Here is a 21,693-nt window from a genome sequence, read left to right as displayed (position 1 = left end):
ACAAGGACCTCGCCGTGCGCGCACTCCGACTGCCACAGCTCTCCTCGCTTCGCGCCTTCGAACATCCCGGCTATCTCGCGGTCTGGCTGGGCGCACTCATCTCCAACATCGGCACCTGGATGGAGACGGTGGCGATGGGCGTGTACGTCACGCAGGAGACGGGCCGCGCGGAGTGGACCGGCGGCATCGTCGCCCTCGCCTATCTTCCCTCGTTGGTGCTGTCGCCCCTGGGCGGCGCGCTCGCCGACCGCTTCGACCGGCGCGCCTACGTGGCGGTGGGCACCGCCGTGCAACTCGCGCTGGCCGCCCTGCTCACGGTGCTCGCCTTCACTGGCCACCTCAGCGTGCCCATCGTCGGCGTCGTCACGCTGCTCAACGGCTGCGCGAACACGCTCACCTATCCGGCCTTCTCCGCGATGCTCGCGGAGCTCGTTCCGCCCCGTGACTTGCACAGCGCCATGAGCCTCAACTCGGCGCAGTACAACCTGGGTCGCATCATGGGGCCGCTGCTCGCGGCGCTGGTGCTCCAGGCGGGCGGCCCGCCGTGGGCGCTGTTCGTCAACACGCTGTCCTTCGTCGGAGTGCTCGTGGCGCTGTCGCGCGTGAGCATGCCCGCGCGTGACACCCCGCGCACGGTGGAGAGCCTCTGGGCCGGCATCACCCGAGGCATCTCCGTGGCACGCACGGACGAGGACATCTCCCTGGTGCTGTGGGGCACGCTCTTCGTCGCCGCGCTGGTGGCGCCGTTCATCGGCCTGGTGCCCGTCTTCGCCATCAACGTCTTCGGCCAGGGCGCCGCCGCCACGTCGCTGCTCGTCGCCTGCCAGGGCGCCGGCGCGGTGGTGGCCGCCGTACTCGTGGGCACGCTCGCGGACGCGCTCGGCCATCGCAAGCTCCTGGGCCTCGCCGCCCTGTCCATCGGCGGCGTGTCCGCGCTGTACTGGATGTCGCCCACGCTGACGGTGGCCGCCGCCGGCATCTTCGTGCTCGGCGCCAACTACCTCACGCTGATGAGCGGCCTGCACGCCTTCGCTACCGCGCGCGTCCCTCGTGAGCTGCAAGCGCGCGTGAGCAGCCTCTACAGCATGGTGCTCGGAGGCGCATACGCGGCGGGGGTCTGGGCCCAGGGCGCGCTCGCGGACCGCGTGGGCCTGCGCTTCGTCACCATCAGCGCCAGCGTCCTGTTCCTCGCCCTGGTGCTCACGCTGCGACTGCTCAGCCCGCGCAGCTTCGAGCGCTCCCCGAGCTGACCTCCCGCACCCGGTGTCCCCCACGCCCTCCACGACGAAGGCGTGCCCGAGGTCCACCTCCAGACATGAAGGTCGGTTCAGGTCTCAAAGGCCCTGCGCCCTCGCGTCTCGCGCGCTACACACGGGCTCCCCTTCCCCAAGAGGAGCCCCCTTCATGTCCGTCCGTCCCTCCCTCCTGGCCTTGACTGCCCTGCTGCTGTGGGCCCCTCCCGTGCTCGCCCAGACGAAGGCCGGCGCCGAGCCGCTCGGCACCGCGCTGGAGGGACTGCCCTCCGCCTTCCCCGTGCAACTGCTGCCCCTGACGGTGGAGGGCCAGGACGTGCGCATGGCCTACCTCGACGTGAAGCCCACCGCGCGCGCCAACGGCCGCACCGTGGTGCTGCTGCACGGCAAGAACTTCTTCGGCGCGTACTGGGAGGCCACCATTCGCGCCCTCACCGCCGCGGGCTACCGCGTCGTCGCGCCGGACCAGCTCGGCTTCGGCCGTTCATCCAAGCCGGACATCCACTACAGCTTCCACACGTTCGCCTCGCTGACGAAGCAACTGCTCGACACGTTGGGCGTGAAGCAGGCCGTCATCCTGGGCCACTCCATGGGCGGCATGGTCGCCACGCGCTTCGCGCTCATGTACCCGGAGACCACCGAGCGGCTCATCCTCGAGAACCCCATCGGCCTGGAGGACTACCGAGAGAAGGTGCCCTGGCAGCCCACGGAGGCGTACTACCGCGAGCAGCTCGCCGTGACGGAGGCGTCCACGCGCAAGTACCACGAGACGTACTACGTGAAGTGGAAGCCCGAGTACGACGTCTGGGTCCAGGTGCTCTACCGCCAGACGCTCAGCGCCGAGTATCCGCGCCTGGCCCGCGTGGCCGCCGCGACGTCGCAGATGATTTACGAGCAGCCCGTGTCCCACGAGTTCCCGCTCGTGAAGCCGCGCACCCTCGTCGTCATCGGCCAGGAGGACCGCACCTTCATCGGCCGAGGCAAGGTGCCCGCCGCCGTCGCCGCGACGCTCGGCCAGTATCCGCAGTTGGGGAAGAAGACCGCCCAGGCGATTCCCCAGGCCACCCTGGTGGAGCTGCCCGCCGTCGGCCACATCCCCCACTTCGAGGCCCCCGAGAAGTTCCACGCCGCCGTGCTCGACTTCCTCGCGAAGTAGGCCCGCCTCGCCCTCCCTCCGGGCCTGTGGGTAACTTGGGGACGCCAGACACACTCCCCGCATGGGCTCCTGGCTCCCCGGTTCCGGATTAGAGTCCGTGAATCCGGGGCTTGCGGCCCTGGCGCAGGCGGGGGGAGCACATGAAGAAGCTGCTCGGGCCGATGCTGTACGCGAGGAACCAGCCTTCCGGGGACACGTGGTCCTTCTTCGTGAATCTGTACCTCGGTGACTCGGACCCGGCGCGGCCTCCGCCGTTGCGACTTCGCTTCCAGCGCCTGGATGGCACGGACCTGACGGAGGCCGTCCCGGCTCCTCCCCTGTGCGTGGCGGACTTCTCCGCGCTGAAGGGCCAGGCCGCCGGGGTGCTGTGGCGGTGGGAGGTGACGCTCGCGCGCGAGGACTCGCCCACGCGGGTGACGTACCGCTTCGAGCCCGGTGAGGGCTGCCCCACGCTGTCGCAGGTGGACTTCGCCGCGCCAGGCAACCCGGTGAAGCCGTGGAGCGGGGAGGACGTGAGGACGGTGGTGGTGCCCGCGAAGGGCGCCCTGCCTCGCGCGGCCTTCTTCTCCTGCAACGGCGCCAGCGACGCGAAGACGTGGGGCTCGGTGATGCGGATGAAGCGGCCCTTCGGCTGCTGGGCGGACATGTTGGCCCAGCACGAGGAGACGAGGGAGGGCGGCTTCGAGCTGCTGCTCGGCGGTGGAGACCAGGTGTACGCGGACTCTCTGTTGGACCATGAGCCGCTGGTGGAGTTCCGCAAGCGGGAGCTGGAGCAGAAGTTGGATAGGGACTTCGGGCCGCCGCCGGGCTTCCACGAGCAGATGCTGGCGCGCTACGTGGAGCTGTACTGCGAGCGGTGGAGCGGCTCGGTGGGAATCGCGCCCATGCTGGCGCGGGTGCCGGGCGTGTTCACGTGGGATGACCACGACATCTTCGACGGCTGGGGCTCGCACGAGGCCCTGCAGTCCTGCGAGTGGTTCGAGTCCATCTACAGCGCCGCCGCGCAGGCCTTCGAGGCCTTCCAACTGGGCGGGCTGAAGACAGAGGAGAAGAAGCCCGCGAGGCGCAAGCCCTGTGACGCGCACTATCTGCAGACGCTGCGCTTCACGGGCGCGGAGTGCGACGTGGACCTGGTGGCGCTGGATTTGCGCAGCGGGCGCACGTACCGGCGACAGGTCAACGGGAAGATGGCGCACCAGGTGATGAGCCCCGAGCAATGGGACGCGTTGGATGCGTGGCGACAGGAGCACGCGAAGGACGCGGGGGCGAAGCCGAGGCACGTCATCGTGCTGTCCTCGATTCCACTGGTGCACCTGCGCTTTGGGCCGTCGGTGGAGACGGTGGGCGGCGACACGGAGATGCATGACGACATGCTGGACCAGTGGGAGTCCGTCGTGCATCGCGGCGAGCGCATCCGGTTGATGGTGGACCTGCTCCAACTGGCGAAGATGTCGTGTTGCGCGGTGACGGTGGTGTCCGGGGACGTGCACGTGGGAGCGCGAGGGCTCATCCGCTCGCGCAATCCCGAGCACATCCCCGCGGGCCTCGCGGAGGCGGCGATTGAGCAGGTGACGTCCTCGGGCATCGTCCACCCGCCGCCGAACATGCTCCAGTTCATGGGGATGCGGTTGTTGGCGGAGGAGTCGGTGGATGACCTGCCGTCATACATGCAGACGGAGATGCTTCCGGTGGGCAAGAGCCGCTACCTGCGCGAGCGCAATTGGTTGTCATTGAGGGTGGAGCCCGCGCGCTCGAAAGTCGCGCGTCCGAAGCTGTGGCTGCGCTGGGAGGCGGAGCACACGTCGCTGTCCATGCAGGTGGTGGTGGAGCCTCCGCCGCTGTCGTCACCACTCGACGCGACACGGTCCTGAGGTCCGAGGCGCCACCTCGCCCGGCGGCCATGCGGGCGGGCCCCGCTGTCGTCGCATGGAGCTTGGTGCGCGCTGTCGTCGCTCCGACATTGAGCCCTGTGTGGAGTCGGCGTGGGGATGCTCTCCGCGCCCTTCGACGAGGAGCGCGACATGGCCACGGGCAGCAAGAAGAACGACCCCTCGAAGGGTGGCGGCCACAAGCCGACCTTCGCGAAGGACCGCGCGGAGCGGGGCCTGGAGGCGGATGACACCCTGCCCCTCTACGCCGCGGACTCCATCCGCAGCACCCGGGAGCAGAAGTTCGCGCTCGACAGCGACGCCCCCGTCGGCGGCGACGTGCCGGACATCCGCAGCCCCATCGACGAGGCGGACGAACTGGAGCGCGAGCGCCAGGGACGCGAGCGGGCCCTGGAGCGACAGGTCGAGGAGGAGGACTGACGACCTCGCGCGGCCCCGTCGATGAAGCGCGGGAGCGGGAGCGCGAGGGAGATGCACGGGCGCTGGAGCGACAGGTCGAGGAGGAGGACTGACGACCTCGCGTGGCCCCGTCGATGAAGCGCGGGAGCGGGAGCGCGAGGGAGAGGCGCGGGCCCTGGAGCGACAAGCCCAGGAGGATGGCTGACCCGCCCTCCCTCGCTGAAGCCTGGGGGTTGGAGCGCGCGCCAGGGCCGCGAATGAGTCCTGGAAGAAGAAGCCCGACGCGTCCTGGTCGACGCGCCGGGCTTCTCCCTGAACGGACTACGGCTGCGCGCTGGCGCTGCCCGGCTGCGTGTCGGGCTCCACCGCCGTCAGCTTGCCCAGGTTGAGCCCGGACACCTGCTCCTGGATGAGCAACGGGTCACCCACCAGGATGATTTGCAGCGTGGCCGGGTCCAGGTACTTCTCGGCCACGCGCTGCACGTCGGCCGCGGTGGCGGTGCGCAGTCCTTCCACGGTGCGGTTGAACTCATCCAGCGGACGGCGCTTGCGGTACAGCTGCGACGCGCTGGAGCCCAGGCCCTCGACCGACTCGAAGGCGCCCGGGAAGGAGCGGATGAGGCCCTCGCGCGCGGCGGCCAGCTCCTTCTCGGTGATGGGCCGCGACTTCAGGCCGCTCACCTCTCCCATCGCCTCGGTAAGCGCGGGGCCCGTCGCGTCCGCGCGCACCGACGCATAGGCCGTGAGCGGTCCCACGCCCAGGCGCGGGTCCATGCTCGCGCCCGCGCCGTAGCTATAGCCCTTGGCCTCGCGCAGGTTCATGTTGAGCCGGCTGCCGAAGAAGCCGCCGAACACGGTGGTGGCCAGGTCCAGCGGGTACTCATCCGGGTTTCCCGCAGCGATGCCGGGACGGCCCAGCATCATCACCGTCTGGTCCAGGCCGGGCTTGGGCACCACGTACACCGTCTGCCGCGCGGGCGTGGGCGGCGCGGGCGGCGCGGGCGGCAAGCTCGCCGGAGCCTTCCAGGCGCCGAAGTGCTGCTTCGCGAAGGCCACGGCCTCGTCCAGGGTGATGTCACCCGTGAGCACGAGCGCCGCGGCGGCCGGGCCCGCGTGCTTCTTGTAGAAGCCCTGGACGTCCTCCAGCGTGAGCGCCTGCACGGAGTCGGGCATGCCCACCGAGGGGTGCCCGTACGGGTGCGTGTTCCCGAAGACGGAGGACAGGAAGACAATCTGCCCCAGCGCGGTGGGCTGCCCCAGGCGGCGCACCAGGTCCGCGAGCTGCTGCTTCTTGCGCCGCTCGAAGGCCTTGGGCGCGAAGGTGGGCCGGAGCGTGACGTCCGCCAGCAGCGCCAGCGCGGCGTCCACGTTGCGTGTCAGCACGCGCACGCCCACCTGCGCGCCGTCCGGAGTCACCTCCTGGAAGGGCGACACGCCCAGGTCCGCGAAGGCGTTGTCCAGCGCCACCGTGTCGCGCGTGCCCGCGCCCTCCAGCAGCATGCGGTACGTCAAGTCCGCGAGGCCATTCTTGCCCACCGGGTCCTGCGCGCTGCCCGCCGCGAAGGTGAGGCCCGCGAAGACGAGCGGCAGCTCACGCCGGGTGCTCACCAGCACGGTGAGCCCGTTGTCGAGCGTGGCCTTCTGGAAGGTGGGCAGCACCAGCTCCGGCGGCTTGCCCGGCGGGGGCGGCGTCGCGCGGAAGGCCTCCGCGTCGGCGGGCGTCGCGGGCTTCGGGGCCTGGGGCGCGGAGGTGTCCTGGGGCTCGGGCGTCGCGGGCTTCTGCTGACTGGCGCAGCCGGCGAGCGAGACGGTGACGAGGGCGGTGATGAGGCGGCGCATCAGTGGCGCTCCTTCGGTTCGACGGGTGCCTGCTTCCGCGCGGGCGGCACGGCGTGGAGGATGACGCGAGCATCGGGGCGCAGCGTGTCGCGGGCGAACAGCTTCACGGACTCGGGCGTCACCGTCTCGTAGCGCGCCAGGTCCTGCGCCACGTAGCTGGGCTCGCCGACGAAGTGGTTGTAGTTCTGCAGCACGTCCGCCTTGCCACCGAAGCCGCCAATGGACTGGAGGCCCGCCAGCGTGCGCGTGTCATAGCGGGTGCGGGCGCGCTGAATCTCCTCCGAGGTGATGCCGTTGCGGCGGATGTCTTCCAACACCGCGTCCACTTCCTTGAGCAGCGCGTCCGTGGACACGCCGGGTCGCGCCACCACGTCGAGCGTGAAGACGGACTGCGCGCCCTCACTCTGCTGGGTGACGTTGACGCTCTGGGCCAGTTGCTTGTCGAGCACCAGGCGGCGGTAGAGGCGGCTCGCCTTGCCGGTGCCGAGCGCGGTGGCGAGCACGTCCGCGGTGGCGTCCCCCTCCTGGAAGTACCCGGGCGTCAGCCACTGGATGGACAAGAGGGGCAGCGTGGCCACGCGCTCCTCCTGGCGGATGACGACGGGCTTGGAGAGCTTCACCGAGGCGACCTCGGGCCGGGTCGGCTTGGGGTGGCTGGGCAGCGAGCCGAAGTACTTCTCGATGAGGGCCTTCGTCTTCGCCACGTCGAAGTCACCGACGACGGCGAGCGTGGCGTTGGAGGGCGCGTACCACTGGCGGAAGAAGGACTTCACGTCCTCGGGCGTGGCGGCGTCCAGGTCCTTCATCGAGCCGATGACGGCGCCGTGGTACGGGTGCGGCAGGGGGAAGAGGGCGTGCCAGGCCGCCTCGCGGGCGAGGCCATAGGGGGCCGTCTCGGTGCCCTGGCGGCGCTCGTTCTTCACCACTTCGCGCTGGGTGGCGAGCTTCTCCGGGGTGAGCGCGTCGAGCAGGAAGCCCATGCGGTCGCTCTCCAACCAGAGGGCGGTCTCCAGGTGGTGGGTAGGCACCGTCTCGAAGTAGTTGGTGCGGTCGAAGCTGGTGGTGCCGTTGATGTCGGTGGCGCCCAACTGCTCCAGCATGGGGATGTGCACGTCATCGGCCACGTTGCGCGAGCCCTGGAACATCATGTGCTCGAAGAGGTGGGCGAAGCCGGTGCGGCCGGGCTGCTCGTGGTAGGCGCCGACGTGGTACCAGACGTTGACGGAGACGACGGGGAGCTTGCGGTCGACGGAGAGGATGACCTCCAGTCCGTTGGGCAGCGTGTACTTCTCGTAGGGGATGGCGAGCGCTTCGCGGCCGGGCTCCAGCGGCTTCGCCTCTTGTGCTGAGAGGGCGAGTGCCGGGAGCCCGAAGATGACGAGGGCTGCGGCGACGAGGGCCTTCATTCGGGACAAGGTTCCTCCGGGGCTTCCGTGCCAGGGACTCACCTCTCGCGCTTAGCACGCGTCCCTCGCCGGGTGGGCAAGGAATGACAGTCGGAATGGGTGGCGGGTGACAACTGTTGAGGGCCGCCTCGGTTTGGGGCGAGGTGTCGGGTGACTCGTGTCCCCGCGCGAGACGCTCCATGAGACACTGGAGCGCATGGTTTCTTCGGTCGGCGTCACGCCTCGCTGCGCGGTCCACCCGGAGGTGGACGCGGTGGCGACGTGTCAGCGCTGCGGCGGCTTCGTCTGCGAGGCGTGCACCACGTGGGTGATGGGCGTGCTGTATTGCGCGGCCTGTTCGCTCCGCCCGGAGGTGAACTACCTGGAGACCTTCCGGATGAAGCTCTGGGGGCGGCGAGACACGAATGCGTGGCTGGTGGGGGGCGGGACGCTGGTGTTGCTCGCGGGGGTGCTGACGGCGTTCGTCCAGGGTGAGTGGCAGCTGGCGTTGGTGTTGCTTGGCTCCGCGGGCGTGGGTGGGGCGTTCTACGTGGGCCAGCGCTGGGCGAGGACGGCGCTGGTCTTCACGCCGGTGGTCGCGGGCCTTGTCGGCATGGCGTTGTTCGGCCCGGTGATGTTGGTGGGTGGGTTCCTGCTGTTCGTCACCGCGTTGCAAATCTTCCTCGACCCGAGGAGCCGGCTCTTCTTCCAGGTGGAGGTGTCGGAGAAGGAGCTGCGGCGGTTGTGGGACTTGCGCGTGAACAACCCGTTGGCGAGGCATGCGCTGTCGATGGGCTTCGCGTCGTTCTTCTTTCCGTTGTTCGGTCCGCCGGCGGTCGTCCTCGGGGCCCTCGCGTTGCGGAAGGTGGATTCGCGGGCGAGGCCTCCCATCGGCCGGGGGTGGCAGGCGCTGGCGGGCATGCTGCTGGGCGTGGGGGGAATGGCGCTGTGGTTGTTGGTGCTGGGGCCGCTGATGAAGGGCATGTTGGAGCGACTTCCCGCCTGAGTGCCGGCTCGCCGCCCCGGCGCGCGCGGGGTGCATGGTGCCTTCCATGGCCAAGGTGCCCACGGTGAGGGGTGGGAGGCCACGACATGGTGAATGAAAACGAGGGACGGGAAGAGGCGGGCGAGCGCCCGAGCACGTCGACGGAGGACCTTCGCGCGAAGCGGCACGAGTCGCGGACGGCGCGGACGTACTCGTTCTTCTTGAAGGACCTGGAGGCGAGGGCGGGCGTCGACCGTCCGCTCGCGGAGCGGGCAGCGGAGTCGGTGCTGTGCACGCTGGAGCAGCGGTTGATGAGTGGCGAGGTGAAGGACCTGGAGGCGCAGCTTCCCGAGAAGGTCAGGGACCTGTTGCAACGCTGCCCGCGACACGAGGGCCTGCCTCCCCGCAAGTTCAAGATGCTGGAGTTCATCCAGATGGTCGCTGACGATTTGGACACGACGCCGAACGAAGCGGAGCGCCTCACGAGGGCCGTGTTCGCCACGGTGCGCGGGCACATCTCCGAGGGCGAGACAGATGAAGTGATTGGTCAGCTCCCCGCGGATTTGCGCGCGCTGTGGATTCCGGAGGTGTGAGGGGTGGGGGCCACCGTCGGTGATGGAACAGGGACCGGGTCGGACACTCGACGCTGACGCTCGGGTGTCCGAGGATGCAGGGGTGGCATCGTTGACCTGGGACTGAACGCACGGCAGGGTGGCTTCGTGAGACAGGGCTGGCGGCACTTCATCCATCAAGCGCTGGAGGGTGTGGCCGACGACCCGCACGTGCGGATGCTCCGTGAGCGGCTGCGCTCGGGGGGACAGGTCATCCGGGTGCACTTCGAGGACTCGGGACAGGGGCCCAGCTATCGGGTCGTGTTGTCCCTGGACCGGCAGCTCTCGGAGCTGCGGGTGCCTCACTCCGAGAGCTTCACCCGCTGGTCACTGGAGGCCGGGGTGCGGATGGCCACGCTCGAGGACGAGGTGGCTCGGTTCACCCTGTTGCTACGGGAGCGGCTCCAGGCAGTGGAGGCGGAGCTGGGACGGAGCTCTCTGCAGGGAGTGCTGGTCGAAGTGGTGCGCGAGCTGGGACCGCCGAAGGCTCAAGCGAGCCTCTCCGGTCGTCAGGTGCACAGTCTCGCCGAGGGACGGGCCCGGCTTCAGGCGATGCGGACGGTGGAAGGGGTCATCACCACGCTCGTGAAGGACCTGGGCACGGGGCTCAAGTACGACGAGGCGCAGGTGGCGGGGACGCTCGACGCGGTGCTGGAGCGCTTCGTGAGCGCGTCCTCGGCTCACCAGCCCTGAAGCTGTGAAGCGAAGTGCTGGAAGCTCTTGCGCTCGCGGAGGCGGTCAAGTGCGTCGGGGCGTTTCAGTTGCTCCAGAGCCAGGTCAGTGCAGCGTGAGCTGGGCGGGAGGGGCCGTCCGTAGAACTGCTTCTTGAGCTGGGAGCGGTCGTAGCGCGACTCGGGAGAGAGTCCTCCGAAATCGTCACCTCGAAGCTGGAGCAACCAGGTTTCGAGGGTTTGGATGGGCACCACGATGCAGGCTCGGTGGGACGTTCCCTTCCATGCGGCTGGGATGGCCTGGGAGAGCCAGCAGACCCGGCAGGCATCCTCATTGGCTCCATGTTGGTCGGGCGCGTGGGTGTGCTCATGCTCCGGGCACCGTTGGCTTCCACCGTCGTTGTCGATGGCCACGAGCGCGCGAGTGACGTTGTTCAAGGCGGCGGCGTTGAGGAACGTTTCCGAGAGCTTGTGGACCCGTCGGAATCCGCCTCCGTCGAAGCGAATCTGGGTGGGCCAGCGCTGGACTTCGACGTTGAGCATTCGGGCGAGAAGGAAGCGATAGACCTCCGCGTCCATGGCGTCGTTCTCGCTCGCGATGGCGACTGTGAGCATGGCGTGGTGGCTTAGAAGTCCTGGTTGAAGAAACCGCTCTCAAGCATGTCGCCCGGAGGTGCGTTCGTCAGGGCTTCACGAAGATGAGGGATGTCTCGCAGACGGCTCACACGGGTCCCCGTGTCCGAGCGCCGGAAGAGAACGATGGCTTCCGGCTCATCGCGAAAGGCGTTGAGCAGTACGGGCGAGTGGGTCGCGATGACGAACTGACACTTCTTCGCGAGGGTGAGCTCCTTGAGCAGATCCACCAGCTCGCGCAGGCGGCGAGGATGGATGGAGTGTTCGGGTTCCTCGATGAAGATGATTTGTCCGGGCCCTGCCTCAATGGCGTGCATGGTGAGCGCGGTGAAGCAGAGCACTCCGTCAGAGAGGTGCTCGGCGTCGAACTCCTCTCCATCGTGTTGACGCAGCCAGAGGCGCTGGTGGCCGGGTGTCGGCGCTGGGCGCACGAGCGCTTTGCGGACTTCAGGGAGACACTTCTGGAGAAAGGACTCCAGTTCCTCGACTTTCTCTGGGCGTGAGCCGCGCCAGAGGCCGAGCACCGCCGCGAGCCCTGCTCCCTCGGGAGTGAGCTGTGGCTCGGGAACGACCTCGGAGTCCGCGCGCAGGGCACGGAGTGACAGCTTGACCATCCGTGAGTAGGCGAGAGGTTGCCAGAAGCTCAGCATCCTCTTGTCTTCTTCACCGACAACGAGTTTGAGGGCCTGTGCGAGATTACCCGGGGAATAGTGGGTCTGGACTCCGCGGACGATGAATCTGTTGGGATGCTGGAATCGAATGGATAGGCCAGCTTCTGGTGCGCTGAGTTCCTCGGAGGAGGGAATGACTCCGCTGCGGGACGAGTGTGAGAGTTCGAGGACATACGTGCTCCCCAAATCCGTTTCCCATCCCAGGACAAGATTCTCGCCGTGCCTGGGCGCGTAGATATATGGGCGATGGAAAAGAAAGTGGGAGCCTCCTTCCTGCGTCACGGCATCTTGCCCCTGACCGACAACCAGATTGGACACGAAGCGGCCCACGCTCATGAAGCTCGACTTGCCAGAGTTGTTCGGGCCGACCAGGACAGTGATGGGCTCCAGGGGAACCGTCTGCCGGGCGCCGAAGCTCTTGAAGTTCTGGAGCGTGATGGACCGAATCATGGAGCCAGTCTAGGCCGGGTCCTTCCGTGAGCGGGAGGTTGCCGTGCCGTGAACGGGTGAGTGAAGGCCGACCAGGTCGCGATGCTGCCGATGCGTCAGGTTCCCATACCATAAACAACCTGTCACGTCACTTCGGCAAAGGACGCCCTTACTCCGCGAGCAGTGATGAAGCCAGACGGCGCACGTCCTCGGAGTCATCGCGGGCGACGACGTCACGCAGCAACTCACCGGCCGCGTGCTCCACGGTGAGCAGCGTCCCCAGCATCCGCACCACTTCGGCGCGGACCTGGGGTTCTGTCTCCATGCGCAGTGACTGCGCCACCGCGCGCAGATGAGGCCCGGCCACGCGCCGCGAAATCATCACCGCCGCCTGAGCACGCACCCGCGCCTCCGGGTCCTCCAACAGCACCCGGTCCAACAACACATCCACGTCCGCACCGGCCATCGCCCCCAGTGCCTCCGTGGCCGCCACGCGCACCTCCACCGAACGATGGGACAGCGCCGCGCGCGCGTACTCCAACCCCCGAGCCGAGCCCGCCCGAGCCAGCGCCCGCAAGCACGTCTCCGCATCCAGCCGCTTCGCCTCACATCGCCCCATCAACCCATCGAGCACCCCGAGCGCACGCCCAGGCTCCGAGCGCTCCAATCCCTTCACCATCGAGCCCAACGCCAACCCCACCGCGCGCTTCAGCTCACCCTGCTTCGTCGTCCTCACGGCTCGCGCCAGCGCCTGCGTCAGCTCCGCCGAGGGTCGTGCCACCTTCCCCACCGCCGTCGCCACCAACGCCCGAGTCGTCACCCGCAGCCGTGACTCTCCCAGCAACCGGCCCAACTCCTGCTGTGCCTCAAGAGTGCCAGCGCTCCCAAGTGCCTCCAGCACCTGCCCCACCACGTCGTCCTTCACCGCCCCCTGTCGCACGCGCCGCGCCGCCAGCCCCGCCTTCGCGGGCAGCAATCGAAACAGCGCCGCCAATCGCTCACGAGCCTGGCTCCGCTCCTGCTCTCGCGTCTCGGTCTCCAGCACACGGAGCAGCACGTCCAGCGTCGCGTCCCCCACCAGCCGCCGGTCCCACTCCACCGCCGCCGCTCCCACGCGCGGAGTCTCCAGCCCCGTGAGCGGCTCCGCCTGCAGCCGGCCCCGAGCCTCCCGGAACATCCGCATCGACAACGCCGTATGCCTCGGAGTCTCCAACCGGGTCAGCGCCACTCGAGTCTCCGCGCGAGTCTGAGGCAGCCCCGTCGCGCGCCCCCCTTGCTCCACCACGTCCGAGCCCGTCACCTCCCGCACCAACCCGTCCTCATCGAGCATGAAGTCCAGGTGCCCTCGCAACCGAGGCACCACCACGCCCGGCCTCGTCGGCGCCCGCAGCGGCAGCGCCGTACGCAAATACCGCCGCTTCGTCTTCACATACGTGTTCGCGCTCCCCCCCGCGCGGTACTCCGACTCGTAGTCCCCCGTGGGGTCCGTCTCCTCCGTGCTCCAGCTCCGTCCGTCCTCCGCGACGAACTGGGTGGTCGCCAGCAGCAGTCGCAAGAACCTCCGCGCCTCCGAATCCATCCCCTCCTCGAAGTGGATGGAGAGCACCCGCCCCCGCGCGTCCTGCGCCACATACACGGGGCGCTCCAGTTGCGAGCGGAAGGCAATCAGCGCCTCCTCGCTCAGCGGCTCCACCCGAGTGGGCTCCACCCGCGCCGAGAAGAAGTGCTGCCTTCCCTCCTCACCCAGATACGCCAGCTCCAGCACCCCACTCCAGCCGAGGTGTCTCCAGTTCCGCCCCGCCTCCGCGCCAGGAATGTGCTCGGCCGAGCGCACGTCCAAATCGAACGCATACCGATGCTCCAACCCCGGCGTCAGCACGCGCTGACGGCCGCGCTTCCCCGGTGGAACTGTCTTCGAGGCGACAGCGGGAAGGGGCTCGTCGGAGCGCGGTGCGGGGTGGCTCACCGAGATGACCTGGGTCGTCGCGGGAGGCTTCCAACCCCTGGTCGACTCGAAGCTCCACAGGGCCACCAGCGCCAGCAAGGCGAACAGGAGCACCAGGTTCTTCGAATGAGGGGACACGGCTCCTGGGAATACGGAGCAAGCCGCGCTTCCTGGTCGTCAACCGCTCGTGACGCGGTGCCCCGACCTCAAGGCACCCTCAATCACCGAACGCTCAGTGAGTGCCGAGCCGCAGCTCCAGCTCCGCCAGCTCCCGCTTCATGGTGGGGTCCGACTCGCGAAGTCCCTCCACCTTTCGCACGGCGGAGATGACGGTGGAGTGGTCCTTGCTGAAGCGCGACGCAATCTCAGGAAACGAGCTCTTGGTCAGCTTGCGGCTCAGGTACATCGCCACCTGCCGCGCATGCGCCAGCGCCTTGTGACGGCGGTCTTCCTTCAACGACTCCACCGTGACTTTGTAGAAGCGGGCCACCTCGCGCTGGATGGCTTCCACGTCCACCACGTGCTGCGCGGGGAGGATGTCGCGCAGCACCTCCGCGGCGAACTCCTCCGTCACCGGCTGGCGCGTCAGGCTGTGCACCGCCGACAGCTTCACCAGCGCGCCTTCCAACTCGCGCACGTTCTTCTGGATGTGTTTGGCGATGAAGTGCGCCACCGCGTCCGGCAGGTCCAGGTTCTCCGCCACGGCCTTCTTCTGGAGGATGGCCACCCGAGTCTCGTACGTGGGCTCGCGGATGTCCGTCATCAATCCCATGGTGAAGCGACTGCGCAGCCGCTCCTCCAGGCCCGGAATCTCCGCGGGCACCGTGTCGCTGGTGAGGATGATGGCCTTGCCCAGCTCGTAGAGCGTGTTGAAGGTGTAGAAGAACTCCTTCTGCGTCTCCTCGCGCTTGCCCAGGAACTGGATGTCGTCGATGAGCAGCACGTCGCACTCTTCCCGGAACTTCCGCCGGAAGTCCGTCATGCGGTGCTCGCGAACGCTCTCCACGTACTCGTTGGTGAACTGCTCGCTCGACAGGAACACCACGCGCTGCGTGGGGTCCTTCTCCCAGATGTGGTTGCCCACCGCTTGCAACAGGTGCGTCTTCCCCAGGCCCGTGCCGCCGTAGATGTAGAGCGGGTTGTAGTGGTGGCCCGGCTTGTCCGACACCGCCTGCGCCGCCGCCGCTGGCAACTGGTTGCTGTCCGCCACCACGAAGGTGTTGAACGTGAAGCGGCTGTTCAGCCTCGAAGGACGGCCAATGCTCACCTTCACCGTGGGTGTGGGTGGGAAGTGGCCTTCGGGGACAAGTCCCTCCACCACTTCGTAGGCGACGGACACCAGTCCGTCACCCAGCCGCGCCAGGTGTCCCTCGAGCAATCCGCGGTAGTGGTCATCCACCCAGTCGCGGAAGAAGCGATCCGGAACACCCAGGACGAGGGCCCCGTCACGGACCTCCAGCGCGCGCACCCGGTCCAACCACTGGAGCGCGTACTGGCGGCCTTCCTGACGGATGGCCTCCAGCATCTTGTTCCAGAGAATTCCAGCACTTGGAATGGAAGGTGCGGCGTGAGCGAGGGCGTTCAAGTGTGTCTCAACCGTGCAAAGCGGAGGGAATCGCGAGCGTCTGGCGGTGCTAACAGACGCTTCCGGGTGGATCAAGCTACCGACCCAAAGCGGCGCCGTTGAAGGATCTTTTCCGGGCCCGGATGATCGGCAACGGCCATGCCGCCCCGGCGCCATTGTGGAGATCCGTTCGACTCCCCCCAACCGCTGGGGTTCCCCCGTCCCGACTTGACTGTGAGTACGGAATGCAAAAGGGCGCGGTTTCGCGCCCGGGCACGCTCAGGGGCTCGCGGTGGATCCGCTGGTGGGGACTTCGCCCAGCGCTTCGTGGCTCGCGGCGTCCAGTTCGGGGAAGCAGATGTGACACGGCCCCTGGGGCAGTCCACCGACGCGCGCGAAGCCTCGTGCGTCCGTGCGGCCCTTGCGCTGGGTGCCGTCCGCGAGGATGACGATGAAGCGCTCGTTGGCGATGGGGGCGTCGTTCTCGCCCAGCATCTCCAGCTCCACCCAGCCCTCTTCCAGGGGGCACGCCTGCACCGCGCTGCCCGCGGCGTTGTTGTCTCCGAGGCCCATGTCCTAGGTCCCTCCGTTCCTGAAGCGCTGTCGTGTCTGGGCGTTGCGTGCTTCTCGCTGCTTCCTGCGCGTCGCCTCCAGGTGCAGGCGGCGCATCCGCTCATGCGGCTCGGTGACGTCCGCGTCCTCGAGCATCTCCCGGGCCCAGCGCGACTCCGGCCGCGACTCGAAGTCGAGCCCGTGCAGCGCCGTCACCTCCAGGTACTCCGTGAGGCCCTGCCGGGACGTGAGGCCGCGGGCCCTCGCCTGGCTCAAGCCCTCGCGCACGTGGGCCGCGAGCGCAGGGTCCTCCAGCGCGCGCAGCTCCTCGGGGAAGGTGCGCCGCAGGTGCTCGCGCAGCTCGGCCTCGAAGGACTCCTCCGAGACGGCGCGGAACGCTCTCATCTGGTGCTCTCGAATGGTCAGCATGGACGAGGGCACCCGTTAGAGCGTGGACGGCGCTTCGGAGCTGGGAGGCTTCGAGTCGAGAGGCTTCGCGCCGGTCTTGGAGGGCTTGGGCTTCGGAGGCGCCTTGTGGTGCTGCGCGCTGGCGAGCTTTCCGGTGAGCGTCTGCGCTCCGAGGGGATTCTGCTGCTTCATCGCATCCTCCCGGGTGGCGAAGACCTCGAAGCTGTCGTCACTCACGTAGCGCACGGGGATGCCGCCGGGGCGCTCGTCGGTGGCCCACAGTTGAGCGAAGGCGAGCAGCTTCGCGTCGAAGGCCTCCCAGTCCCAGACCTTCTCCTTGCTCTTGTATGCCTCGCGGCTCGCCGGGTTCACGCTGATGCGAATCTCCTCCACGTCATGGGCCCACTCGACGAGCCCGTGGATGTGGGCCTCGATGTAGGGGATGGCGGCCTTCTTCTGGGCGGCCTTGCGCAGGCCGTCGTTCTGTCCGCGTCCGGCGGCGTAGAGCTTCAGGTGGTCCTCCTGGAAGCGCAGGCCGCTGATCTGCTTCATCAGGGTGAACGGGTGGGTGGGCGTGCAGAGGTCGTCTGGGAACACGCCCACGCTGAAGGTGTCGTTGTGCGTGAGGGTGATGCGCCGCCAGAGGTGGGGCTTGAGGATGTAGGCCGCGTCGCCGTACTTGGGGCAGGCCCCGGACGTCGTCTTCGCCAGGTTGATGGCGGCGTACTTGGGCCTTCGCGCGCGGTCGAAGCCCTTCGTCTCGCAGGGCGTCTGGTACTGCACCTTGAAGCGCTCGGCGTTGTCGCGAGGCACCGAGTCCGTGCTCGCGCCCACGCGCTGCTTGCCCGTCTTGAAGAAAATCTCCCAGTACTGCGAGAGGTGCGCCGGCTCCTTCTTGCCGGTGTCCACCGCGTCGATGACCTTCACCAGGTCATCGCAGTTGAGGTTCGCCGTGAGCTGGAACTGCACCAAATCCCGTCCGAAGTTCTCCACGGTGTAGTCCGTGGAGCCCGTGGTGTTGAAGGTGGCCAGGGCCTCGGTGGCGAGGGCGTGGTCGCGAGACAGCCGCTCGATGGTGTTGATGCGCGCGCGCACCAGCACCAGGCGCTCCTCGGGCGTGAGGTTCAGGAACTGGGCATCCTTCGGGTCGAAGCAGGCGTGGAAGTAGTACTGGTAGAAGAAGGGGAAGGCGCGCGGCTTCTGGACGATGGCCTCGATGAGCACCGACTCGTGCGCCTCGAAGTAGCCGCCGAACTGCTTCGTCACGTCCCGGATGGACTTGAGCTTCTCCTCGAAGTGCATCCGCCCCGGGCCCCCGGGCTTGCCGTCCACTCCGTCTTCGGGCGGCACCGCTATCTTCTCGGTGATGTGGACGAACCACGCCGCGTCCGCGATGAGCTGCTCGCGGAACTCCTGCTTGCGTCCCTTCTCCAGCTTCACCTTGTCCAGCCGCTCGTCGTTCAAGAACAGCAGTCGCTCCGACAGGAACTTCTTGCCGTTGAGCACGCGGTGGATTTCGAGCGTGTCCGCGTCGTGCACAATCTGCTCGTTGAGGTCGCCCTGCCTCGGAGGCTTGGGCTCGTCCGTGCGCGTGGTGTTCTTCGCGTCGCCCTTCTTCGCGGAGCGGCTGTCCACCTTGCTCACGGTGATGACCTTCGGGACGGAGGGCTCCTTCTCCTCGGGCGGCTTCGGCTTCTCCTTGCGCTCGTCGTCGTTCTGCTCGTTCTTGACAATCATCCTCGCGACGTAGGCGGCGTACTCGTTTCCGTAGCCGGACTCGCGCAGGAAGTAGAAGCAGTTGCGCGCGCTCTCGTGCTCCCAGACGTCCTTGCCGGAGCTGGCGCGAGCGCAGTCATGCATGCCGATGCCGTAGGCGATGGCGGAGATGTCCACCTCGTCCGAGTCGGGCTCGGGCATCAGCGCGAGGGCCGCGTCGCGCTGTCCGTCCTCGTTGCCCGGCCTGGTGCGCAGGCTCTCCGGGCGCGTGTCGCCAGGGAGGAATCGCGGCTGGCCATGGCGCAGGTAGAAGTTCGCCATCGCCATGCCGAGTATCAGGCTGCGCGCGATGTGCTGGTGGTTGTGGTGGAAGTCGGGGACGTTCTTCTCGTAGTGCGCCAGCAGCGTGTTCAGGTCCTGGCGCTGGAACTGGAAGAAGGTGGGCTGGTAGCCCTCCGCGGGCACTCGCTTGAGGACATTCTGCGCGCGGTCCGTCATCACCGCGTCGGAGGTGTCCGGGTGCAGCTTGGGCTCCAGCGTGAAGCCGCCCTTGTCCACGTAGGTGGAGTACTTGGAGACGAACCCACCGCCCTTGGGCTTGCGTGGTGACGGGACGCTGGAGGACTCACCGAGCACCTCCCAGAGCGTCCTCGCCTCGTCCACCAGGGTCATCAGGCTCTCGGCCCGCTCGCCATTGATGACCGTCAGCGCGCTCGGGCTGGTGTGGATGAAGCACTTGGTGAAGTCCCTGTCGTTGTTCGTCGCGAGCAGCAGGGCCGTCTTCACCTTGCTCTTCCGGCCCCGCTTCGTGCTCAGCGCGGACTTCTTGAGGATGACGTCTGAGTCGCTCTTCTTCTTGGGCTCGGGACGCTTGCGCTCCTTGCGGGCGGAGGGGTCGCCCACGAGCGGTGGAGGAGGCTGGGCCAGGGGCGCGGGCGGAAAGCGGGGCTCGAGCGCCAGCAACATCTGTCCCCGGAGCAGGTCGCAGCTCGCGCTGGTGATGGCGCGGAGCTGCTCGGCCGACAGCAGCAGGCCCGCGCGCATCAGGGCCCGAGCGAACTGGACGACGTAGAGTCCGCAGTTGTAGCCGTCCACCTGCCGCTCGACGTCCGCGGAGGTCGTGAAGTCCAGCTCGCGGGAGAGATAGCCCCGCGCGCGCAGCTTCCGGATGAGGGCCTGGGCCGCGCCCGCGTTGCTCTCTCCCAGCGAGTCGTAGTGCACGAAGGTGCGGCTCGCCGCGGAGAAGACGAGCAGGCTCCAGTGCGTCTCCTCGGTGTTGACGGGGAACAGCAGGAGGGGCGCGCCATTCGGCAGGGCGGTGTCCGGCAGGTCCAGGTGACTCGGGGCGCCCAGCTCCGCGCCCAGGGAGTTGTCGAAGGCCTCGTCGTCGCCGTCCTTGCCCGCCTTGACGACGGAGGGCGATATCCACAGCACCTGGTGGGCGTTCAGCGGCCCCAGTCCGTCGTCGTGCGCGGAGACGCCGAAGTCGATGAGGGTGTCCGTCATCCAGCCGGTGTCTTCGCGAAGCTGGAAGAGGTCGTAGAGGCTCAGGAGGTTCTGCGTTTCACGCAGAACGGTTGCGTCACTGTCGAGGTAGAGAATCCACTCGTGGGCCATGAGGGCTTTCGCGGGCGCGGTGTGGGACGGGGAGAATCAGGAGCCGTGGATGGCGAGGAGGCGGGTGCGCGTGGGCTCGTCGACGGTGGTGACGCGCTCGTACTCGTCGTCGTCACACGCGAGCAGGTCCTCCGGCGTCATCTCCAGGCCGCAGTGCTCGCGCTTGAAGGCGATGACCGCCACGGCCAGCTCGTCCTCGTCCCCTTCAACGTCCAGGTAGCCCAGGTTGACGAGCCGCTGGCGCACGCCGCTGACCTCCGTCAGCGGATCCAACCGGCTCAGCTTCAGCGCGTAGCGCTCCTCCCCTTCCAGCTCGAGCGTGGCCTGCTGGCTACCTGGCATCACCCAGAACGCGAGGTCCCCGTCGGGCCCTGTGGTGCCGGAGATGGCCTCCCCGTCGACCTCCAGGAGGTAACGGGCGTCCTTGCGGGGCTCCGAGCCGTTCAGGAGGCGGAACTGGACCTGGACGGGCACGCCCTTGCGCCGGAACCGGTAGCGCTTGCCCGTCTGGGCGGCGTGGCGGACCTCCCGGAGCTCGGGAATCGCCAGGACGTCGCCGGCCAGCAGGACGTTCGGGTCCTGGCGCAGCGCCCGGAGGTCAGCGTTACCCGGGTCATTCCAGATGGCCTCGGGGAGCAGGCCGTAGTGCGCCGCGATGTCGTTCAAGCACTCATGTTCCTGGGCCACATGCACCTGGGGCATCGGCCGACTCTAACGCGACGCGAAAGTCCGTTTGAGGGCGTTGCATCAACGGGCGGAGATTCCGGCCGAGGGGTGATCGGCCCCAGGGGCTCGGACTTCGCCTGGACATCCATTTCCGGACCCATGTAGGCAGCCGAACGCTCCCTCGGTGGGCGAGGGACGACGGTTTCGTTCCCAGGATCGGGAAAATGGGGCGGCGGAAGGTGATCCTCCGTTGACTTACCCCGGAAATGGGGTTACGCCCCCGGCCCTTTCCCTAGTTCAGGTCGCGCCGGAGCAGTAGGAGGCGCCGCCCATCATCAAGGAGTTCGAGCCGTGTCCAAGCGCACGTACCAGCCGTCGAAGCTGCGCCGCAACCGCACCCACGGGTTCCGCAAGCGCAACGCCACCAAGTCCGGCCGGGATGTCCTCAAGCGCCGCCGTGCGAAGGGCCGCAAGCGGCTGGTCGTGTCGGCTGCGAAGAAGTAAGCGAGTCCGCGTGTGAGGGCCGAGGGTGCGACGCCGGGGCAGCAGGGCCCGGCAGACCAGCGCTTCCCCAAGGCCCTTCGCCTGCTCAGCAGGCGTGAGTTCCTCGAGGTCCAGGACGGCGGGCAGAAACTTCCCTCCGACTGTCTCCTCGCTCTCTACAAGCGCAATGGCCGGGCGTACTCCCGTGTTGGCCTCACCGTGTCGAGCAAGGTGGGAAACGCGGTGGTACGAGCGCGCCTGAGGCGGGTGCTGCGGGAGTTGTTCCGCAAGCGCCGCATGCAATGGCCTTCGGGCCTGGACGTGGTGTTGGTGGCGCGCTCGTCCGCGAAGGAAGCCTCCTTCGTGGCTCTGTCCCGCGCCTTCGACGGTGTCACCCGTAAGCTGCAGCGGCTCCCGCCGGCCGCCGAGCCGAAGCCGAAGGAGCCTCCCAGATGAGCCCGCTCGCCTTCGCCATCTCGCTGCCCATCCGGTTCTACCGGAAGTTCCTCGGGCCGCTTTTGCCGAAGGTGTGCCGCTTCTATCCCTCCTGCTCCACCTACGCCATGGAGGCGCTGGAAAAGCACGGAGGCCTCAAGGGTTCCTGGCTCACCCTGTGGCGCTTGATGCGCTGCCAGCCTTTCCACCCCGGTGGCATCGATCCGGTGCCGTGACGGGGCTTCCACCCCTTGCCGCACCCTCCCCCGAGGGGAGGGACCTCTATGAACGATCCGCTCTCGCCCCAGTCGAACGACTCCCAGAAGCGGCTGCTGGTCGCCCTGCTGCTCTCCTTCGCCGTCACCGCCGGATGGATGTTCCTCTTC

At 68.0% G+C, this 21,693-nt stretch carries 20 protein-coding genes; 10 read left to right on the top strand and 10 right to left on the bottom strand.

Going from position 1 to position 21,693, the window contains the following annotated elements; translation table 11 throughout:
- The first annotated feature begins 14 nt into the window (after window positions 1–14).
- The 4 genes from HUW62_RS26865 to HUW62_RS26850 all read left to right on the top strand — a co-directional run bounded on the left by HUW62_RS26865 (window position 15) and on the right by HUW62_RS26850 (window position 4,718).
- Window positions 15–1,250, top strand: a complete 1,236-nt coding sequence (locus HUW62_RS26865; protein ID WP_176436017.1) for an MFS transporter — start codon at window positions 15–17, stop codon at window positions 1,248–1,250.
- 154 nt (window positions 1,251–1,404) lie between these two features.
- A complete protein-coding gene (locus HUW62_RS26860; protein ID WP_176436008.1) occupies window positions 1,405–2,409 on the top strand; it encodes an alpha/beta fold hydrolase in 1,005 nt (334 codons plus the stop codon).
- 140 nt (window positions 2,410–2,549) lie between these two features.
- Window positions 2,550–4,280: an alkaline phosphatase D family protein gene (locus tag HUW62_RS26855; protein WP_176436007.1), complete on the top strand. Its 1,731-nt coding sequence runs from the start codon at window positions 2,550–2,552 to the stop codon at window positions 4,278–4,280.
- A 150-nt stretch (window positions 4,281–4,430) separates the two neighbouring features.
- Complete coding sequence (locus HUW62_RS26850) at window positions 4,431–4,718, top strand: hypothetical protein (protein ID WP_176436016.1); 288 nt, start codon at window positions 4,431–4,433, stop codon at window positions 4,716–4,718.
- Between the two features lie 300 nt (window positions 4,719–5,018).
- On the opposite strand, the gene HUW62_RS26845 is transcribed toward HUW62_RS26850, so the two are convergent.
- Both HUW62_RS26845 and HUW62_RS26840 read right to left on the bottom strand, forming a co-directional pair.
- The gene (locus HUW62_RS26845) at window positions 5,019–6,536 is read right to left on the bottom strand and encodes an insulinase family protein (RefSeq protein WP_176436006.1); all 1,518 of its coding nucleotides are present in this window, start codon (window positions 6,534–6,536) and stop codon (window positions 5,019–5,021) included.
- The gene (locus HUW62_RS26840) at window positions 6,536–7,942 is read right to left on the bottom strand and encodes a pitrilysin family protein (protein ID WP_176436015.1); all 1,407 of its coding nucleotides are present in this window, start codon (window positions 7,940–7,942) and stop codon (window positions 6,536–6,538) included. Before HUW62_RS26840 ends, HUW62_RS26845 begins: the two co-directional genes overlap by 1 nt.
- A gap of 196 nt (window positions 7,943–8,138) precedes the next feature.
- Between HUW62_RS26840 and HUW62_RS26835 the strand changes: the two genes are divergently transcribed.
- The 3 genes from HUW62_RS26835 to HUW62_RS26825 all read left to right on the top strand — a co-directional run bounded on the left by HUW62_RS26835 (window position 8,139) and on the right by HUW62_RS26825 (window position 10,210).
- Window positions 8,139–8,927: a DUF4190 domain-containing protein gene (locus tag HUW62_RS26835; protein ID WP_176436005.1), complete on the top strand. Its 789-nt coding sequence runs from the start codon at window positions 8,139–8,141 to the stop codon at window positions 8,925–8,927.
- Window positions 8,928–9,013: 86 nt separating this feature from the next.
- Entirely contained in the window at window positions 9,014–9,499 is a 486-nt protein-coding gene (locus tag HUW62_RS26830) for a DUF2267 domain-containing protein (RefSeq protein WP_176436004.1), read from the top strand.
- 126 nt (window positions 9,500–9,625) lie between these two features.
- A complete protein-coding gene (locus HUW62_RS26825; RefSeq protein WP_176436003.1) occupies window positions 9,626–10,210 on the top strand; it encodes a hypothetical protein in 585 nt (194 codons plus the stop codon).
- Here the strand turns inward: HUW62_RS26825 and HUW62_RS26820 are convergent.
- The 8 genes from HUW62_RS26820 to HUW62_RS26785 all read right to left on the bottom strand — a co-directional run bounded on the left by HUW62_RS26820 (window position 10,198) and on the right by HUW62_RS26785 (window position 20,425).
- Window positions 10,198–10,803 carry a hypothetical protein gene (locus tag HUW62_RS26820; RefSeq protein ID WP_176436002.1) on the bottom strand — a complete coding sequence of 202 codons (606 nt, stop codon included), beginning with the start codon at window positions 10,801–10,803 and terminating at the stop codon, window positions 10,198–10,200. The genes HUW62_RS26825 and HUW62_RS26820 overlap by 13 nt on opposite strands.
- An 11-nt stretch (window positions 10,804–10,814) precedes the next feature.
- Window positions 10,815–11,942, bottom strand: coding sequence for an AAA family ATPase (locus HUW62_RS26815; RefSeq protein WP_176436001.1), 1,128 nt, complete (start codon window positions 11,940–11,942; stop codon window positions 10,815–10,817).
- A 148-nt stretch (window positions 11,943–12,090) separates the two neighbouring features.
- Complete coding sequence (locus HUW62_RS26810; RefSeq protein WP_176436000.1) at window positions 12,091–14,004, bottom strand: HEAT repeat domain-containing protein; 1,914 nt, start codon at window positions 14,002–14,004, stop codon at window positions 12,091–12,093.
- A gap of 94 nt (window positions 14,005–14,098) precedes the next feature.
- Entirely contained in the window at window positions 14,099–15,451 is a 1,353-nt protein-coding gene (gene dnaA, locus HUW62_RS26805; RefSeq protein WP_163868640.1) for a chromosomal replication initiator protein DnaA, read from the bottom strand.
- A 258-nt stretch (window positions 15,452–15,709) separates the two neighbouring features.
- Window positions 15,710–16,003, bottom strand: a complete 294-nt coding sequence (locus HUW62_RS26800) for a hypothetical protein (protein ID WP_176435999.1) — start codon at window positions 16,001–16,003, stop codon at window positions 15,710–15,712.
- Window positions 16,004–16,006: 3 nt separating this feature from the next.
- Window positions 16,007–16,411: a hypothetical protein gene (locus HUW62_RS26795; protein WP_176435998.1), complete on the bottom strand. Its 405-nt coding sequence runs from the start codon at window positions 16,409–16,411 to the stop codon at window positions 16,007–16,009.
- Between the two features lie 15 nt (window positions 16,412–16,426).
- Window positions 16,427–19,723, bottom strand: coding sequence for a DUF3626 domain-containing protein (locus HUW62_RS26790; protein WP_163868637.1), 3,297 nt, complete (start codon window positions 19,721–19,723; stop codon window positions 16,427–16,429).
- Window positions 19,724–19,759: 36 nt separating this feature from the next.
- On the bottom strand, window positions 19,760–20,425 hold the full coding sequence (locus HUW62_RS26785; RefSeq protein WP_176435997.1) for a hypothetical protein: 666 nt from the start codon (window positions 20,423–20,425) through the stop codon (window positions 19,760–19,762).
- 315 nt (window positions 20,426–20,740) lie between these two features.
- On the opposite strand from HUW62_RS26785, the gene rpmH reads away from it, so the two are divergent.
- From rpmH to yidD, 3 genes are read left to right on the top strand one after another with little or no spacing between them, the layout of a single operon-like run.
- Complete coding sequence (gene rpmH / locus HUW62_RS26780; protein ID WP_141648952.1) at window positions 20,741–20,893, top strand: 50S ribosomal protein L34; 153 nt, start codon at window positions 20,741–20,743, stop codon at window positions 20,891–20,893.
- A 12-nt stretch (window positions 20,894–20,905) separates the two neighbouring features.
- Entirely contained in the window at window positions 20,906–21,328 is a 423-nt protein-coding gene (gene rnpA, locus HUW62_RS26775; protein WP_163868635.1) for a ribonuclease P protein component, read from the top strand.
- Window positions 21,325–21,543, top strand: a complete 219-nt coding sequence (yidD, locus tag HUW62_RS26770; RefSeq protein WP_176435996.1) for a membrane protein insertion efficiency factor YidD — start codon at window positions 21,325–21,327, stop codon at window positions 21,541–21,543. The genes rnpA and yidD overlap by 4 nt, the downstream gene beginning before the upstream one ends.
- The last annotated feature ends 150 nt before the right edge of the window (window positions 21,544–21,693 follow it).

The sequence above is a fragment of the Myxococcus sp. AM011 genome, from assembly GCF_013372595.1.
GTDB classification, from domain to species: domain Bacteria; phylum Myxococcota; class Myxococcia; order Myxococcales; family Myxococcaceae; genus Myxococcus; species Myxococcus eversor.
This window is presented reverse-complemented; position numbering and strand designations above follow the sequence as displayed.

Excerpts from the sequence above, each read along its gene's own strand:
- HUW62_RS26795 (WP_176435998.1), bottom strand. The coding sequence starts at position 16,411 with ATGCTGACCATTCGAGAGCACCAGATGAGAGCGTTCCGCGCCGTCTCG.
- HUW62_RS26800 (WP_176435999.1), bottom strand. The coding sequence starts at position 16,003 with ATGGGCCTCGGAGACAACAACGCCGCGGGCAGCGCGGTGCAGGCGTGC.
- yidD (WP_176435996.1), top strand. The coding sequence starts at position 21,325 with ATGAGCCCGCTCGCCTTCGCCATCTCGCTGCCCATCCGGTTCTACCGG.
- HUW62_RS26815 (WP_176436001.1), bottom strand. The coding sequence starts at position 11,942 with ATGATTCGGTCCATCACGCTCCAGAACTTCAAGAGCTTCGGCGCCCGG.
- HUW62_RS26785 (WP_176435997.1), bottom strand. The coding sequence starts at position 20,425 with ATGCCCCAGGTGCATGTGGCCCAGGAACATGAGTGCTTGAACGACATC.
- HUW62_RS26830 (WP_176436004.1), top strand. The coding sequence starts at position 9,014 with ATGGTGAATGAAAACGAGGGACGGGAAGAGGCGGGCGAGCGCCCGAGC.
- HUW62_RS26820 (WP_176436002.1), bottom strand. The coding sequence starts at position 10,803 with ATGCTCACAGTCGCCATCGCGAGCGAGAACGACGCCATGGACGCGGAG.
- HUW62_RS26850 (WP_176436016.1), top strand. The coding sequence starts at position 4,431 with ATGGCCACGGGCAGCAAGAAGAACGACCCCTCGAAGGGTGGCGGCCAC.
- HUW62_RS26835 (WP_176436005.1), top strand. The coding sequence starts at position 8,139 with ATGGTTTCTTCGGTCGGCGTCACGCCTCGCTGCGCGGTCCACCCGGAG.
- HUW62_RS26860 (WP_176436008.1), top strand. The coding sequence starts at position 1,405 with ATGTCCGTCCGTCCCTCCCTCCTGGCCTTGACTGCCCTGCTGCTGTGG.
- HUW62_RS26845 (WP_176436006.1), bottom strand. The coding sequence starts at position 6,536 with ATGCGCCGCCTCATCACCGCCCTCGTCACCGTCTCGCTCGCCGGCTGC.
- HUW62_RS26840 (WP_176436015.1), bottom strand. The coding sequence starts at position 7,942 with ATGAAGGCCCTCGTCGCCGCAGCCCTCGTCATCTTCGGGCTCCCGGCA.
- HUW62_RS26855 (WP_176436007.1), top strand. The coding sequence starts at position 2,550 with ATGAAGAAGCTGCTCGGGCCGATGCTGTACGCGAGGAACCAGCCTTCC.
- HUW62_RS26790 (WP_163868637.1), bottom strand. The coding sequence starts at position 19,723 with ATGGCCCACGAGTGGATTCTCTACCTCGACAGTGACGCAACCGTTCTG.